The sequence below is a fragment of the Neisseria sp. HMSC070F02 genome (assembly GCF_001814225.1).
GTDB lineage: Bacteria > Pseudomonadota > Gammaproteobacteria > Burkholderiales > Neisseriaceae > Neisseria > Neisseria meningitidis.
In genome coordinates, this window is sequence record NZ_KV815429.1 from 41,842 (window position 1) to 57,449 (window position 15,608).

At 49.4% G+C, this 15,608-nt stretch carries 15 protein-coding genes and 1 pseudogene; 8 read left to right on the forward strand and 8 right to left on the reverse strand.

All coding sequences use genetic code 11. From position 1 onward, the window contains the following. Window positions 1-134: 134 nt before the first annotated feature. The 3 genes from HMPREF2959_RS05750 to HMPREF2959_RS05760 all read left to right on the forward strand — a co-directional run bounded on the left by HMPREF2959_RS05750 (window position 135) and on the right by HMPREF2959_RS05760 (window position 2,534). Entirely contained in the window at window positions 135-800 is a 666-nt protein-coding gene (locus tag HMPREF2959_RS05750) for a class I SAM-dependent methyltransferase (protein ID WP_002243570.1), read from the forward strand. A 51-nt stretch (window positions 801-851) separates the two neighbouring features. After that, complete coding sequence (gene mutM / locus HMPREF2959_RS05755; protein WP_002243569.1) at window positions 852-1,679, forward strand: DNA-formamidopyrimidine glycosylase; 828 nt, start codon at window positions 852-854, stop codon at window positions 1,677-1,679. A gap of 87 nt (window positions 1,680-1,766) precedes the next feature. After that, window positions 1,767-2,534: a 1-acyl-sn-glycerol-3-phosphate acyltransferase gene (locus tag HMPREF2959_RS05760; RefSeq protein WP_002223713.1), complete on the forward strand. Its 768-nt coding sequence runs from the start codon at window positions 1,767-1,769 to the stop codon at window positions 2,532-2,534. 138 nt (window positions 2,535-2,672) lie between these two features. Here the strand turns inward: HMPREF2959_RS05760 and HMPREF2959_RS12880 are convergent. Beyond that, window positions 2,673-2,735: pseudogene (locus HMPREF2959_RS12880) on the reverse strand (transposase); the annotation flags it as partial. A 111-nt stretch (window positions 2,736-2,846) separates the two neighbouring features. Beyond that, a complete protein-coding gene (locus HMPREF2959_RS05765; protein ID WP_002243568.1) occupies window positions 2,847-3,158 on the reverse strand; it encodes a hypothetical protein in 312 nt (103 codons plus the stop codon). Window positions 3,159-3,686: 528 nt separating this feature from the next. Between HMPREF2959_RS05765 and nrdA the strand changes: the two genes are divergently transcribed. The 5 genes from nrdA to yfaE all read left to right on the forward strand — a co-directional run bounded on the left by nrdA (window position 3,687) and on the right by yfaE (window position 9,927). Next, complete coding sequence (gene nrdA, locus HMPREF2959_RS05770; protein WP_002229532.1) at window positions 3,687-5,966, forward strand: class 1a ribonucleoside-diphosphate reductase subunit alpha; 2,280 nt, start codon at window positions 3,687-3,689, stop codon at window positions 5,964-5,966. 57 nt (window positions 5,967-6,023) lie between these two features. Continuing rightward, entirely contained in the window at window positions 6,024-7,037 is a 1,014-nt protein-coding gene (dcm, locus tag HMPREF2959_RS05775) for a DNA (cytosine-5-)-methyltransferase (RefSeq protein WP_002222381.1), read from the forward strand. After that, the gene (locus tag HMPREF2959_RS05780; protein WP_002213380.1) at window positions 7,030-8,217 is read left to right on the forward strand and encodes a type II restriction endonuclease; all 1,188 of its coding nucleotides are present in this window, start codon (window positions 7,030-7,032) and stop codon (window positions 8,215-8,217) included. Before dcm ends, HMPREF2959_RS05780 begins: the two co-directional genes overlap by 8 nt. 60 nt (window positions 8,218-8,277) lie before the next feature. Beyond that, a complete protein-coding gene (gene nrdB / locus HMPREF2959_RS05785) occupies window positions 8,278-9,411 on the forward strand; it encodes a class Ia ribonucleoside-diphosphate reductase subunit beta (protein WP_002213381.1) in 1,134 nt (377 codons plus the stop codon). 225 nt (window positions 9,412-9,636) lie between these two features. After that, window positions 9,637-9,927 (forward strand): class I ribonucleotide reductase maintenance protein YfaE, encoded by a 291-nt coding sequence (gene yfaE / locus HMPREF2959_RS05790; RefSeq protein ID WP_002217077.1) that lies wholly within the window; start codon window positions 9,637-9,639, stop codon window positions 9,925-9,927. Window positions 9,928-9,967: 40 nt separating this feature from the next. Here the strand turns inward: yfaE and ftsB are convergent, their stop codons facing one another. The 6 genes from ftsB to mfd form a co-directional block, all read right to left on the reverse strand. Next, entirely contained in the window at window positions 9,968-10,246 is a 279-nt protein-coding gene (gene ftsB, locus HMPREF2959_RS05795; protein ID WP_002213385.1) for a cell division protein FtsB, read from the reverse strand. Between the two features lie 13 nt (window positions 10,247-10,259). Further along, window positions 10,260-11,546: a phosphopyruvate hydratase gene (gene eno, locus HMPREF2959_RS05800; protein WP_002243567.1), complete on the reverse strand. Its 1,287-nt coding sequence runs from the start codon at window positions 11,544-11,546 to the stop codon at window positions 10,260-10,262. 45 nt (window positions 11,547-11,591) lie between these two features. Continuing rightward, a complete protein-coding gene (locus HMPREF2959_RS05805) occupies window positions 11,592-12,032 on the reverse strand; it encodes a DUF4149 domain-containing protein (protein ID WP_002243566.1) in 441 nt (146 codons plus the stop codon). Between the two features lie 14 nt (window positions 12,033-12,046). Further along, a complete protein-coding gene (kdsA, locus tag HMPREF2959_RS05810) occupies window positions 12,047-12,889 on the reverse strand; it encodes a 3-deoxy-8-phosphooctulonate synthase (RefSeq protein ID WP_002243565.1) in 843 nt (280 codons plus the stop codon). Window positions 12,890-12,910: 21 nt separating this feature from the next. Then, entirely contained in the window at window positions 12,911-13,294 is a 384-nt protein-coding gene (gene panD, locus HMPREF2959_RS05815) for an aspartate 1-decarboxylase (protein WP_002234942.1), read from the reverse strand. A gap of 148 nt (window positions 13,295-13,442) precedes the next feature. Continuing rightward, the coding region (gene mfd / locus HMPREF2959_RS05820) for a transcription-repair coupling factor (RefSeq protein WP_070696501.1) at window positions 13,443-15,608 on the reverse strand (2,166 nt) is incomplete at its 5' end.

Here is a 15,608-nt window from a genome sequence, read left to right on the forward strand (position 1 = left end):
CTGTTTGACTGAAAAAGCGTCAAGTTTTACAGGAACTTTATGCGGATTCGGAAATGGGCGGCCGATGTGTTTTTTGACAGAAATCCTGTTTGGAATAGAATATCGGCAGGCAATCTGTTTGAAACGGACGCAATATGGATGCATGGTTTGAAGATACGGCGATGGGGCGGTATGTTGCAAAATTGGAACAGGATTTCTTCGGGCGGTATCTAGATTCATACCGTTTTTCGGGAATGTGTGCGGTTCAGGTGGGCGGTCCGTGGCTGAGCCTGTCTGAAGATGTTGTCTGTGTGCCGCGAGATATGTCGATGTCGGCGGAGAATATGGCTTTGGCGGATGTTTCTGCGGATATGCTGCTTTTTCCGCATACGCTTGAAGGCGGTATCCCTTCGCAAATCCTGTCCGAGGTGCACCGGATATTGAAACCGTGCGGACGCTTGATGCTGACGGGTTTCAATCCGTATTCGCTCTGGGGATTCAGCCGTTGGTTTGACGGCGAACGCCTGCCGGAAAAACGGTTTTGTCTGCCGCTGCCCGAGTTGAAAAGGCAGCTTGCGGATGTCGGTTTCGATATTGAATTTGGGAAATTTATGGTGTATCTGCCGCCCGTTTCGTCGATCGGGCAAATACGCTTTTGGCGGTTTATGGAAAAGGCGGGCGACCGTTGGTGGCCGCAATGTGCCGCAGTGTACGGTTTGGTTTTGGTCAAAAGGGCGGCGGGCGTAACGCCCCTGCCCGAGTGGGACGGGTATTTGGGCGGCAAAGCCCTTGCGGCGGGTGCGGCAAGGGTTGCGGATTAGGGACAGCCGTCTTTCAGACGGCATCTGTCAGAAGAAATGTCGGGAGGGGTTATGCCTGAATTGCCGGAAGTGGAAACGACGTTGCGCGGCATCGCGCCGCATATTGAAGGGAAAACGGTGGAAGCCGTGGTATTGCGCCAATTGAAGCTGCGCTGGCAGATCAATCCCGATTTGGGGGAGATTTTGTCCGGCCGGCAGGTTTTGTCCTGCGGCAGGCGGGCGAAGTATCTGATTGTCCGTTTCCAAACGGGGATTTTGCTGATTCACTTGGGGATGTCGGGCAGCTTGCGGATTTTTACGCCGTCGGACGGACGTATCGGCAGGCCGGACAGACACGATCACGTCGATATTGTGTTTTCAGACGGCACGGTCATGCGTTACCGCGATCCGAGAAAGTTCGGCGCGATACTTTGGTATGAGGGAATTGAAGAGCATCATCCGCTGCTGGAAAAACTGGGGCCGGAACCTCTGTCGGAAGCATTTTGTGCGGATTATCTGTACGAAAGGCTGAAGGCGCAGAAACGGGCGGTCAAACTTGCCCTGATGGACAATGCGGTCGTGGTCGGTGTGGGCAATATTTATGCCAATGAGAGCCTGTTCAGAGCGGGCATTTCGCCCCACCGTCCTGCCAACCGTCTGAAAAAGAAAGAGTGCGCGCTTTTGGTTGAAACCGTCAAAGCGGTGTTGCAGCGCGCCATTGAAACGGGCGGCAGTACCTTGAGGGATTTTGTGGACAGCGACGGCAAAAGCGGCTACTTCCAACAGGAATATACGGTGTACGGGCGGCACAATCAGCCGTGCCCCCGGTGCGGCGGTTTGGTTGTGAAAGAAACTTTGGGGCAGCGCGGCACGTTTTATTGCCCGAACTGTCAGAAATAGGGCTGAAAACGGTTTCAGACGGCATTTTATCGGTATGCCGTCCGAACGTTTCAACAACAAACACCGATTATCGGGAAAGAATTGCTCATGTCTTCAAATAAAGCTTCATTTTTTACACGTCTGCGCCGCTTGTGCCGTTTGGCGGTCTGGCTGTTCAAAACCGGGAAAAACCTGCGCGGTATTGACGGCGGTTGCCCCGAGTCGCGCAATCGGGCGGTAATCGAGTTGGGCAGGGGGGTTTTGGCGGCTTTGGATATCGGATTGGAGGTGGGCAGACCCGCACCCGAACATCCGAACGGTGTCTTGGTTGCCGCCAACCACGTGTCCTGGCTGGATATTTTCGCGATGAGCGCGGTTTATCCGAGCAGCTTTATCGCCAAGCAGGAAATCAAAAGCTGGCCGGTATTGGGCAAGATGGGGCAGAACGCGGGAACGGTGTTCATCAACCGCAATTCGCGGCGCGACATCGAACCGATTAACCGCGCCGTCTGCGAAACCTTGCAACGCGGTCAAAACGTCAGTTTTTTCCCCGAAGCGCGGACTTCCTCCGGATTGGGGCTTTTGCCGTTCAAAGCCGCGCTGTTCCAATCCGCCATCGATGCGGGGGCAAAGGTTTTGGCGGTCGCGCTGCGTTATTATGACGAAACGGGAAAAAGGACGGCTCGTCCCTCATATGCCGATGTCGGTTTGCCGACCTGCCTGTGGCGCATCGTGTCTATGAAAAAATTGACGATAAAAGTCGATTTCGTTTGCGTGGCGGATGCGGCGGAAAGCGAAGACCGTTATGCTTTAAAAGATAAAATCGAAGAAAGCATCCGTGCCGTTGTCGCCGACGATGCGGATATCGCTGTCTGAAACCGGTTGTCGGAATGTGGCAGTATGATTCGCTTTTGTGGATGTATAGTGGATTAACAAAAACCAGTACAGCGTTGGCCTCGCCTTAGCTCAAAGAGAACGATTCTCTAAGGTGCTGAAGCACCAAGTGAGTCGGTTCCGTACCATCTGTACTGTCTGCGGCTTCGTCGCCTTGTCCTGATTTAAATTTAATCCACTATATTAAGGCTGCGGCAACGGGAGGACCTCAAACGAAATGGCGTAAGGATAGTTTGTTGTATTCATAAAATATGCCGTCTGAACCTGTGTTCAGACGGCATATTTTATATGGGATTAACGGCGGAACCTGCTGCCGTCGAAATCATCGAAAGCCTCATAAGCCGCCTGGCATTGGGTTTTCTGTTCCTTATAAGGCAGGGAGCGGAATGCTTTGCGCGCCTTTTTGTTTTCGCGCAATTCCTGCACGTTGCCTTGCGATCGGTACCACGCGGCACGGCGTTCCAAATATTTCCTGCATTCGGGGTGCAGCATCTGCTTGTTTGCCTTGCGGATATGTTTGGTATGGCGGTGGGCGGGTTCTGACGTACCGGCAGCGGCAGTTGTCGATACCAGTCCCAATATTGCAGACAACAGTATGGCAAGCATCTTTTTGACAGATATGACGATCCTTTCAGTTTGTCATTCCTTCCAGTATAGGATGGAAGGATGGAACGGGCAAATTGTCGGCAGTTTCAGACTCATTCAGCCGACAAAACTTGCCGTTTGATATGCGGATTCAAATAACACATTAATCTCAATAATAAATTTCAATCGGTAAGAAAATGGAATTTGTCGGCGGCGGCGCGGCAAAATCATACTTTGCAAAATTTAACAATTCGCAGGGGCAGAAAACCGGAAGCTTTCCTTTTTCGTCGGAAAATCCTTATTTCACCGCCTTGTAGCCGGAGCCGGTCAAAAGGCAAAAAATTTACCCGTTTTTTATCGGTAAAGAATTATCAGATAAAACAAATATTATAGGAAAAATACGACAGGCGGGTTTTATCGCGCATTGCCTGAAACTGAAAAATGCAACCGTTGTCAAGACTGGAGAAAATGCCAAAAATCCACTATATTGTCTGCCTTAATTTATTTGAAAAGACTGTGTCTTGAATATCAAGAGTGGAAGAGGAAGCGATGAATACACCGACTGATTTGAAAGTAACCAAACGAGACGGAAGATTAGAAGCCATTGATTTGGATAAGATTCACCGTGTCGTCACTTGGGCGGCGGACGGATTGGAAAATGTTTCCGTATCTCAGGTCGAGTTGAAATCGCACATCCAGTTCTACAACGGCATCCGCACCGACGACATCCACGAAACCATCATCAAAGCCGCTGCCGATTTAATTTCGGAAGATACCCCGGACTACCAATACCTTGCCGCGCGTTTGGCGATTTTCCATCTGCGTAAAATAGCCTACGGCGAGTACGAGCCGCCGCACCTTTACGACCACGTTAAAAAACTTACCGATGCCGCAAAATACGACAGGCATATCCTTGAGGATTACAGCCGCGAAGAATTTGACGAGCTGAACGCCTATATCGACCACGAACGCGATATGTCCTTTTCCTATGCCGCTGTCAAACAGCTCGAAGGCAAATATCTGGTACAGAACCGCGTTACCCGCCAGATTTATGAAACACCGCAGTTCTTATATGTTCTGGTGGCGATGTGTCTTTTCAGCAAATATCCCAAAGAAACACGCCTCGATTACGTCAAACGGTTTTACGATGCCGTTTCCACATTTAAAGTATCGCTGCCGACCCCGATTATGAGCGGCGTGCGTACGCCTACGCGCCAGTTCTCAAGCTGTGTGCTGATTGAATGCGACGATAGTTTGGATTCCATCAATGCCACTACCAGCGCGATTGTGAAATACGTTTCCCAGCGTGCGGGCATCGGCATCAATGCCGGACGTATCCGCGGTTTGGACAGCGAAATCCGGGGCGGCGAAGCGCGGCATACCGGCTGCATCCCGTTTTTCAAAATGTTTCAGGCGGCGGTCAAATCCTGTTCGCAAGGCGGCGTGCGCGGCGGCGCGGCAACCTTGTTCTACCCCTTGTGGCATATCGAAGCCGAAAGCCTGCTGGTGTTGAAAAACAACCGGGGCGTGGAAGACAACCGTATCCGCCAGCTTGATTACGGTGTGCAAATCAACCGCCTACTGTACACCCGCCTGATTAAGGGCGGCAACATTACGCTGTTTTCGCCCAACGAGGTTCCGGGATTGTACGAAGCGTTTTTTGCCGACCAAGACGAATTTGAGCGGCTCTATACGAAATACGAGCAAGACCCTGATATCCGCAAGCGCATCATTCCGGCTGCCGACCTGTTTTCCACGCTGATGCAGGAGCGTGCCGGAACCGGGCGCATCTACATTCAAAACGTCGATCACTGCAATACGCACAGCCCGTTCGATCCGCGCGTCGCGCCTGTTCATCAGTCCAACTTGTGTATGGAAATCGCCCTGCCGACCAAACCGCTGGACAATATCAACGATCCGAACGGCGAAATCGCCCTGTGTACCCTGTCCGCCTTCAACTTGGGCGCATTAAACAGCCTGGACGAATTGGAAGGGCTTGCCGATTTGACTGTGCGCGCACTCGATGCACTTTTAGATTATCAGGGATATCCGGTAGAAGCCGCGCGTACCTCTACTATGGGTCGCCGTTCGCTCGGCATCGGCGTCATCAACTATGCTTATTATCTGGCGAAAAACGGTGTCCGCTACAGCGACGGCTCCGCGCTCGGTCTGACCCACCGTACCTTTGAAGCCATACAGTATTACCTGCTCAAAGCATCGGCAAACCTTGCCAAAGAATACGGTGCGTGTACGCTCTTTAACCAAACCGTTTATTCGCAAGGCAAACTGCCCATCGACACCTACAAAAAAGATTTGGATGCCGTCTGCGGCGAGCCTTTGCATTACGATTGGGAAAGCCTGCGTGCCGAAATCGTCAAATACGGCCTGCGCAACTCTACTCTGACCGCGCTCATGCCGTCTGAAACCAGCTCTCAAATCGCCAACGCCACCAACGGCATCGAGCCGCCGCGCGGATTGGTAACGGTCAAAGCATCGAAAGACGGCATTCTGAAGCAAGTCGTGCCGGAGTTTGAAACCCTGAAAAATGCCTATGAAACCCTGTGGCAGCTTCCCGGCAACGAAGGCTACCTGAAACTTGTCGGCGTGATGCAAAAATTCGTCGATCAATCGATTTCCGCCAATACCGCCTACGACCCGGGCAAATTCGAAGGCGGCAAAGTTTCTATGAAACAAATGCTCAAAGACCTGCTGACCGCCTACAAATACGGCGTCAAAACCCTGTACTACCATAACACCCGCGACGGCGCGGACGATACGCAGACCGATATTCAGGATGACGGCTGCGCGGGCGGGGCTTGTAAGATTTGATGAAAGGGGGAGTTTTCAGATGGCCTTTAGATTAATAAATCATCTGAAATATAAAATATGAAAAATAAAATACAAAATCAATTAGATAATATAGTTACCTTAAATAATGAGAAATTTACTTTTATTGATTTATTTGCGGGAATAGGTGGTTTTCGCATTGCAATGGAGAATGTTGGTGGGCGATGTGTATTTTCTAGTGAATGGGATGATAAAGCCCGTCAAACCTACCAAGTAAATTTTAATGATATTCCTTATGGAGATATTACATTAAAGGAAACCAAAGCAGCTATTCCAAGTAAGTTTGATGTATTAACAGCAGGATTCCCGTGTCAGCCATTCTCTATAGCTGGTGTTTCAAAGAAAAAAAGCCTAGGACGAGAAACAGGCTTCTTAGATAAGGCGCAGGGAACTCTATTTTTTGATGTTGCTGAAATTATTGGAAAACATCGACCTAAAATTTTTCTTTTAGAGAATGTGAAAAACCTTGTTTCGCATGACAAAGGAAATACATTTAAAGTAATTAAAGGGACTTTAGAAGAGCTTGACTATCAGATATTTTATCAAGTTATGAATGCAAAATATTATGTTCCTCAAAATAGGGAGCGTATTTTTATTGTAGGTTTTGATAGACAATATTTTAATAAGGAAATAAATTTCAATTTTCCTTCCCCACCAGAATCACAACCAAAATTAAAGCAAATTTTGGAAGATGATGTAGATAATTCTTTTACTCTTTCTGATAACTTATGGCTTTACCTTCAAAATTACGCTAAAAAACATAAGGCAAAGGGTAATGGATTTGGTTTTGGATTAGTTGATTTAGATGGAATATCACGAACTCTATCTGCACGATATTACAAAGATGGTTCCGAAATACTCATCCCTCAGAAAGGAAAAAATCCTAGGAAGCTGACACCTAGGGAGTGCTCGCGTTTAATGGGATTTCCTAAAGATTTTGTTATTGATGCAGTATCCAAGACAGCTGCATACAAGCAGTTTGGCAATTCAATTGCTGTACCGTTGGTTCAAGCTATTGCTAAACAAATTATAAATGAGTTAAAAAATGAATGACTTGGCAGCTCAGACAATACAAGTAGTAAATAAATCCGATGACTTAGTAGCTTCAGCAATACAGACAGCAAATAAATCAATTGCAGTATACTGTCGTTATATTCGTCCCAATGATGTTGGTACTACTGGTAGTCACCAATCAGGATTTTATATTCAAAAACATTTTTCAGACGACCTCTTTGATGTAGTTTGCCAAAAGGGAACAAATAAAACTATTTCAATCAAAATTAATTGGCAAGATGGAAGCGTCACTAATAGCAATTTTAAATATTACGGCCAAGGCACGAGAAATGAGGCGAGAATTACGGGTTTTGGCAAGAATTTTGAATTTTTAAGTGATAAATATAGTGGTTCCTTATTGGTATTGTGCAGAGCTTGTTATAAAGATTTATTATTCCATGCTTTTGTTTTATCTTCAGATGAAGATATTGAAATATTTATCGCAGAAACTAACATTTTACCAGGAAGTTTATATTTACCTAAAAAACAAGAAGTAGAGGATAACCTAACAAAATTATTTTCACTATTTCCTAACTTCCCCAAAACTGAAGAAATGGCAGTTTTGGCAAGGGAAAATATTGCATTAAATAAAACTAACGTTAGTAATGTGTTAAAACAATGGGTTTCAAAGGAATATGAATTATTTTCCATTTTTGAAAAACGTGAATTTGAAATTATTAAATCAAAAATTACTGATTTGGATAGCTTCATTAATTTTGCACATTCTTTTACAAATCGCAGAAAAGCAAGAGCAGGAAAATCTTTAGAGTTACATTTATCAAGAATATTTGACGAATTTTCCTTAAAATTTGAGACGCAAGCGAAGACAGAAGGGAAAAAGAAACCAGATTTTTTATTTCCTGGAAGTGAAGAGTACCATGCGATGGATGAATCAGGGAATTTCATATTTCAAACTGAAAAGCTGACAATGCTAGGTTCAAAGACTACTTGTAAGGATCGCTGGCGCCAAGTTTTAAATGAAGCAGATCGAATTCCTCATAAGCATTTATTTACTCTACAAGAAGGTATATCTGATACTCAAATTCAGGAAATGAGTGATGAGAATTTAACCTTAGTTGTCCCTAAAGAATCCGTAAAAACATTTGGAACTTTTGGGAAAACCCATGTTTTAACTTTAGAAAATTTTATTAAATATATAAAGTCTCAGCAGGTTAGTTAAAACTTACAGATCATTTTTAATTAATATAGAGAATAGATTATGTCCTGCGAACACTTAACTATGTCATACAGCACCTTTCCCAAAACCAAAAACGACGCGCTGAATGAGCCGATGTTTTTCGGTCAGCCGGTTAATGTCGCCCGTTATGACCAGCAGAAATACGAGGTATTTGAAAAACTGATTGAAAAACAATTGTCGTTTTTTTGGCGGCCGGAAGAAATCGACGTGTCGCGCGACCGTATCGACTACGCCAACCTGCCAGAACACGAAAAACATATTTTCATCAGCAATCTGAAATACCAAACACTGCTCGATTCCATCCAAGGGCGCAGTCCGAATGTTGCTTTGCTGCCTTTGGTTTCGATTCCCGAGTTGGAAACGTGGATTGAAACGTGGAGCTTCAGCGAAACCATCCACTCGCGCAGCTATACCCACATCATCCGCAATATTGTGAATGATCCGTCGGTCGTGTTTGATGATATTGTCGAAAACGAATACATTACCGCCCGCGCCGAAGACATTGCCTGCTATTACGATGACTTAATCGAATACACCCAGTATTACAACCTGTTGGGCGAAGGGGTGCACAATGTCGGCGGCAAACCCGTTACCGTGTCTTTGCGCGGGTTGAAGAAAAAACTCTATCTCTGCCTGATGTGCGTCAATGTGTTGGAAGCCATCCGTTTCTACGTTTCATTCGCCTGCTCGTTTGCTTTTGCCGAGCGCGAGTTGATGGAAGGCAACGCCAAAATCATCAAACTGATTGCCCGCGACGAAGCCCTGCACCTGACCGGCACGCAGCATATGCTTAATCTGATGCGTTCGGGTGTCGATGATTCTGAAATGGCAGAAATTGCCGCCGAGTTGCAGGACGAATGTTTCCAACTCTTCAAAAAAGCGGCGGAACAGGAAAAAGAGTGGGCGGCATATTTGTTTAAGGACGGTTCGATGATCGGTTTGAACAAAGAAATCTTATCCCAATACGTCGAATATATTACCAATCTGCGTATGCAGGCGGTGGGGTTGCCGGCCGGATTTGAAGGCGCAAATCAAAACCCGATTCCGTGGATTAATGCGTGGCTGTCGTCCGATAACGTACAGGTCGCGCCGCAGGAAGTGGAAATATCCTCTTATTTGATCGGTCAGATCGATTCTGAAGTGAATACGGATGATTTGGGCGATTTTGAGTTGTAAACGTTTTTTGAAAAAATGCCGTCTGAAGCCGGATGTTTCAGACGGCATTTGTATGTTGTATGATGGGAAAAACAGCGGGTAGGATCGGTTATTGTTCCTTTTATAGTGGATTAACAAAAATCAGGACAAGGCGACCGAAGCCGCAGACAGTACAGATAGTACGGCAAGGCGAGGCAACGCCGTACTGGTTTAAATTTAATCCACTATATTTTTGATTGGTCGGAAATGGCGCGCATTGGTACGAATAAGGGTTTTTTTGAGCTCTTGGAGGGCGAGACCCTGTTGGAAGGCTTGGAACGGACGGGGCATATGGTGGAATATCAGTGCCGAAGCGGATATTGCGGATCGTGCCGAGTGAAGATTTTGGAGGGAAGCGTTACTTATCGGGAGCCGCCTTTGGCTTTTTTGGGGCGGGACGAGATACTGCCGTGCTGCTGTTGCGTCGAGGGGGATGTCAGGCTGGATTGCGGTTTGTCGGGGGAGGATGAGGGGCTGTCTGACAGTTTGTTGAAATAAAAGCCGTCCGAACATTGGTTCGGACGGCTTTTTGACGGTATTACCGGTTATGCCTGATGAGTCGGTAAAAGGTTTCACCGTCTTGGATATAACCCAGTTCTACCCGGGCGATTTCCGAAATGGCTTCTTGACCGTTTTCCAAATCATAGACTTCGGCGGCAAGGGAATGATTGCGTAGGGCGAGTGTCTGGTTTTTTTCTTCTTGAACGGCAATCTGTTCTCTCAGACTGCTGTTGCGTCCGATGCTGCCTTTGCCGAACCAGAGGCTGTATTGGCAACAGACAAGTGCGAAGGATAAAACGACAGTTACCCACTTCATACCTTAACCTTTTTTATTTGCCCAGTTGGTAGAATGCGGCTTTGCCGGGGTAGTCGGCGGCTTCCGCCAATTCTTCCTCGATACGCAGCAGTTGGTTGTATTTCGCCATGCGGTCGGAACGGCTCAAAGAACCGGTTTTGATCTGCATACAGTTGGTGGCGACTGCCAAGTCGGCAATGGTGCTGTCTTCGGTTTCGCCGGAGCGGTGGCTCATCACGCTGGCGTAGCGGTTGCGTTTTGCCAGATCGACGGCTTTCAGGGTTTCACTCAAAGTACCGATTTGGTTGACTTTGACCAATAGTGCGTTTGCCACGCCTTTTTCAATGCCTTCGGCAAGGATTTTCGGGTTGGTAACGAAGAGGTCGTCGCCAACGAGTTGGACTTTGCCGCCCAGTTTTTCGGTCAGCAGTTTCCAGCCTTCCCAGTCGTTTTCATCCATCCCGTCTTCGATGGAGATGATGGGGAACTCGTTGACCAGACTTTCCAGATATTCGGCAAATTCCGCGTTGGTGTAGGAGCGGCCTTCGGCTTCCAAGTGGTATTTGCCGTCTTTGTAGAACTCGCTGGACGCGCAGTCCAATGCGAATAATACGTCTTCGCCCGCTTTGTAGCCGGCGACTTCGGTGGCTTCAACCATCAGTTGCAGGGCTTCTTTGTGGCTGTTCAGGTTGGGGGCGAAACCGCCTTCGTCGCCGACTGTGGTCGGGAAGCCTTTGCTGTCGCACAGTTTTTTCAAGGCGTGGAAAATTTCCGCACCGCAGCGCAACGCTTCGCGGAAAGATTTTGCGCCGACGGGCATAATCATAAACTCTTGGATGTTCAGGCTGTTGTTGGCGTGTTCGCCGCCGTTGATGACGTTCATCATCGGTACGGGCAGGGACATCGGACCTGCGCCGCCCAAGTAGCGGTAAAGCGGCAGCCCTGTATCTTCAGCGGCTGCGCGTGCTACGGCCATAGAAACGGCCAAAGTCGCGTTGGCACCCAAGTTACCTTTGTTTTCAGTACCGTCCAATTCGATCATGATTTGGTCGATATAAGATTGTTCGCTGGCATCGATACCGATGAGGGCTTGCGCGATTTGGTTGTTGACGTGGTCAACGGCTTTCAATACGCCTTTGCCCAAGTAACGGGATTTGTCGCCGTCGCGAAGTTCTAAAGCCTCTTTTTGACCGGTGGACGCGCCGCTCGGTACGGCTGCGCGTCCCATTACGCCGGATTCGAGCAATACATCACACTCGACTGTGGGGTTGCCGCGTGAGTCCAAAATTTCGCGGGCGAAAATATCAACGATTGCGCTCATGAATGTTCTCCAAGTGAAGTGAAGGGAGGTAAAAATGGGAGGGCTTCAGACGGCCTCTTTGCCGGAAAGCCGCCAACTTAAAACTGCTGAAAGTAGGGCGGTTGCCATAAAAACAATACTGGAAATGCCGTGCCACATTCCGAAGGATCCGCCTACAAACGACAACAGCCAATTCTCATGCCCGTATTTCAGCGCCTCGATAACGGGGGTAACCAAAAATTGGTTGGCGGCAAGGGCGGACAATAAAAAAAGCAGTAGGGCGGTTTGCCGCCGGGTTAGGGCGGCAAAGGCGGCAGCCAGTACCGCGCCCCAAACGGCAAGCCCGCTCCAAGAGAGGATGTCGAACAATATGCCGGCAATTTCGCCCGCCTGCATTTTGGGCAGCATTTTGAACAGCACCGGTGCGGCGATATAACCCGCCATAATCTGCATACCGAGCCACAAGGTTGCGGCATACCGGCTGATTTTTCGGAAAGTCTGCATCATAAGGCGAAACCGTGTTATTCGATTGTTAAAATCGGTTGTGATTTGATTAAATCGTCCAATGCTTTGATGCGGATTAAAAAATCTTCTAAAAGGTGCAGCGGCAGCGCGCTGGGGCCGTCGCATTTTGCCAGTTTCGGATCGGGGTGCGATTCGAGGAACAGGCCGGCAAGGCGGGTTGCCATGCCTGCAAGTGCCAAATCCAAAGCCTGTGCGCGACGACCGCTGGATGCGGCAGAACCGGCATCGCGGGTTTGCAGGGAGTGGGTAACGTCGAAAATAACCGGCAGGTTGCCGCAAGTCTGTTTCATCACGCCGAAACCGAGCATATCGACAACGAGGTTGTCGTAGCCGAAGCTGCTGCCGCGTTCGCATAAAATCAGTTTCCCGTTGCCGGCTTCGCGGAATTTTTCCACAATGTTTTTCATTTGAGAGGGGCTGAGGAATTGTGGTTTTTTGATGTTGATGACATTGCCCGTTTCCGCCATTGCGGCCACCAAATCGGTCTGCCGCGCAAGAAAGGCGGGAAGCTGGATGACATCGCACACTTCGGCAACGGGTTGGCACTGATAGGGTTCGTGTACGTCGGTAATGACGGGGATGCCGAACTCTGCTTTGACTTTTTCAAAAATCTTTAAGCCTTCTTCCAAGCCTACGCCGCGATAGGAATGGATGGACGAGCGGTTTGCCTTGTCGAAAGAGGCTTTAAAGATATAGGGAATACTGAGTTTTCGGGTAACTTCGACGTAATGCGCGCAGGTCTGGAGGGTGGAATCCAAATCTTCTAAAACGTTGATGCCGCCGAATAGGACGAAGGGCGAGTTGTTGCCGATGGTGATGTCGTTGATTTTAATATCCATAATCAATGTCCGTTTTCAGGGTTACAGTACGGTGTGCGGCGGCTCGTAGGAGATGATATCGCGGATTTTGTTGTTTCCGTCTACCAAGACGACTTTGGGCTCGTGTGCGGCGATTTCGGGTTCGGAGAGTTGGACGTAAGACATGATGATGACGATATCGCCTTTCTGCACCAGCCTTGCCGCAGCACCGTTCAGACAAATCACGCCGCTGCCGCGTTTGCCTGAAATGGTATAGGTTTCAAAACGTTCGCCGTTGTTGTTGTTGACGATGGCGACTTTTTCGTTGGGATAGATGCCTGCCGCGTCCAACAGGTCTTGATCGACGGTAATGCTGCCGACGTAGTTCAAATCGGCTTCGGTTACGGTGGCGCGGTGGATTTTTCCGCCAAGCATAGTACGGAACATGTATTTCCTTTTGGTTTGTGTGCGGTCTGACGGGCGCGATGCCGTCTGAAAATCTGAATGCCGTATTATAGTGGAGTTTCCTTCAAATTCATAATGGCGGCTTTCGGACAAGGAAAACGGTGTTTCAGACAGCATTGCGGTGTCGGCTTTATTTGGGCAGGCATCTGTTTTGCAAGGTTTTTAAAACGTTTTTTACGGTGTTGATTCTGACCTCGATATTTTCCATCTCTGCGGTAAACCGCAGCTTATCGGCGCCGGCAAGGCGGTATTTTTTGTCGTTCTGAATCAGCAGGATGATTTCGGTTGGATCAATATTGTTGTTTTTGCCAAAGGTTACCGTTACCGCTTCGCCGGCCGCATCAATGGCATTGATACCCAATTCTTTTGCCATAAGCCGTAAGTGGTGGCTTTCGATGAGGGTTTTGACGGGTTGTTCGGGCAGTCCGAAGCGGTCGACGAGTTCTTCGTGTATGGCGTTGATTTGTTGCACGGTTTCGCAGACGGCGAGGCGTTTGTAGAGGACGAGCCGTTCGTGGATGTCGGGGCAGTAGCTTTCGGGCAGTAGGGCGGGGCTGTGCAGTTTGATTTCGGTGGTGATGCCCAGCGGCGCGTCGAGGTCGGGTTGGCGGCCTTTTTTGAGATCGCGCACGGCTTGTTTGAGCATTTCGGTGTAGAGCGTGAAGCCGACCTGTATCATTTCGCCGGATTGTCCTTCGCCGAGGATTTCGCCTGCGCCGCGGATTTCCAAATCCTGCATGGCGAGGGTGAAACCTGCGCCGAGTTCGTCTGCTGCCGCGATGGCGTCGAGGCGTTTTTCTGCGTCTTTGGTGATGTATTCGGGCGTGAGCAGGTAGGCGTAGGCTTGGTGGTGGCTGCGGCCGACGCGCCCGCGAAGCTGGTGCAGTTGCGCCAATCCGAATTTGTCGGCGCGGTTGATGATGATGGTGTTGGCGTTGGGGATGTCGATGCCGGTTTCGATGATGGTAGAGCAGAGCAACACGTTGAATCTTTGCTGCAAAAAGTCGCGCATCACTTGTTCCAGCTCGCGCTCGCGCAGTTGTCCGTGCGCCACGCCGATGCGGGCTTCGGGCAACAGGGTTTCCAGCCGCTCGCGCATATTCTCAATCGTATCTACTTCATTGTGCAGGAAAAATACCTGCCCGCCGCGTTTGAGTTCGCGCAACACGGCTTCGCGCACGCTGCCTTCGCTGAACGGTTTGACAAAGGTTTTGACGGCGAGGCGGCGGCTGGGCGCGGTGGTAATCAGCGAGAAGTCGCGCAGACCTTCGAGTGCCATGCTGAGGGTGCGCGGAATCGGTGTGGCGGTCATGGTGAGGATATCAACATTGGCGCGCAGGCGTTTGAGCTGCTCTTTCTGACGCACGCCGAAGCGGTGTTCTTCGTCGATAATCACTAAACCTAAGTTTTTGAATTTGATGTCGTCCTGCACCAGTTTGTGCGTACCGATAACAATATCGACCGTGCCGTCTGCCATGCCTTCCAGCGCGGCTTTGGTGGCTTTGCTGTTGTTGAAACGCGAAAGGCTGGCGACTTTCACGGGGAAATCGGCGAAACGGTCGGCGAAGTTTTGCGCGTGCTGCTCGACCAAAAGCGTGGTCGGGGCGAGTACGGCAACTTGTTTGCCACCCATTACCGCCACAAACGCGGCGCGCAGGGCGACTTCGGTTTTGCCGAAACCGACATCGCCGCACACGAGGCGGTCCATCGGCTTCGCCTGCGTCAAATCTTTAATCACGGCGGCGATGGCGGCTGCCTGGTCTTCGGTTTCTTCGTAGCCGAAGCCGTCGGCAAACGCCTGATAATCCAACTCGTTGATTTCAAACTTGTGTCCCGATTGGGCGGCGCGTTGGGCATAGAGATTGAGCAACTCGGCGGCGGTATCGCGCGCTTTTTCGGCAGCCTTGCGTTTTGCCTTGTTCCACGCGCCGCTGCCGAGCTTGTGCAGGGCAATGTTTTCATGCGCCTGACCGGAGTAGCGGCTGATTAAATGCAGTTGCGAAACAGGCACATAAAGCTGCGCTTCGCCTGCATATTCGAGCAACATCATTTCGTTGGTTTCGCCGCCCAAATCTATCGTTACCAAGCCCATATACCGCCCGATGCCGTGTTCTTCGTGAACGACGGGGTCGCGGATGTTGATTTCGGCAAGGTCGCGCAACAGACCGTCTGAAACGGCGGCGTGTTTCTTGCGGCGGTTGTGGACGCGCGAACGGGCGACGTATTGGTAGAGATCGGATTCGGTGATGACGGCGATGGCACTTTGAGCGGCAACTGCTTTGCCCTCTCCCCAACC

Bases quoted from the DNA above. Each gene is read 5' to 3' on its own strand.
- HMPREF2959_RS05750 (WP_002243570.1), top strand. From the start codon at position 135: ATGGATGCATGGTTTGAAGATACGGCGATGGGGCGGTATGTTGCAAAA.
- mutM (WP_002243569.1), top strand. From the start codon at position 852: ATGCCTGAATTGCCGGAAGTGGAAACGACGTTGCGCGGCATCGCGCCG.
- HMPREF2959_RS05760 (WP_002223713.1), top strand. From the start codon at position 1,767: ATGTCTTCAAATAAAGCTTCATTTTTTACACGTCTGCGCCGCTTGTGC.
- HMPREF2959_RS05765 (WP_002243568.1), bottom strand. From the start codon at position 3,158: ATGCTTGCCATACTGTTGTCTGCAATATTGGGACTGGTATCGACAACT.
- nrdA (WP_002229532.1), top strand. From the start codon at position 3,687: ATGAATACACCGACTGATTTGAAAGTAACCAAACGAGACGGAAGATTA.
- dcm (WP_002222381.1), top strand. From the start codon at position 6,024: ATGAAAAATAAAATACAAAATCAATTAGATAATATAGTTACCTTAAAT.
- HMPREF2959_RS05780 (WP_002213380.1), top strand. From the start codon at position 7,030: ATGAATGACTTGGCAGCTCAGACAATACAAGTAGTAAATAAATCCGAT.
- nrdB (WP_002213381.1), top strand. From the start codon at position 8,278: ATGTCATACAGCACCTTTCCCAAAACCAAAAACGACGCGCTGAATGAG.
- yfaE (WP_002217077.1), top strand. From the start codon at position 9,637: ATGGCGCGCATTGGTACGAATAAGGGTTTTTTTGAGCTCTTGGAGGGC.
- ftsB (WP_002213385.1), bottom strand. From the start codon at position 10,246: ATGAAGTGGGTAACTGTCGTTTTATCCTTCGCACTTGTCTGTTGCCAA.
- eno (WP_002243567.1), bottom strand. From the start codon at position 11,546: ATGAGCGCAATCGTTGATATTTTCGCCCGCGAAATTTTGGACTCACGC.
- HMPREF2959_RS05805 (WP_002243566.1), bottom strand. From the start codon at position 12,032: ATGATGCAGACTTTCCGAAAAATCAGCCGGTATGCCGCAACCTTGTGG.
- kdsA (WP_002243565.1), bottom strand. From the start codon at position 12,889: ATGGATATTAAAATCAACGACATCACCATCGGCAACAACTCGCCCTTC.
- panD (WP_002234942.1), bottom strand. From the start codon at position 13,294: ATGTTCCGTACTATGCTTGGCGGAAAAATCCACCGCGCCACCGTAACC.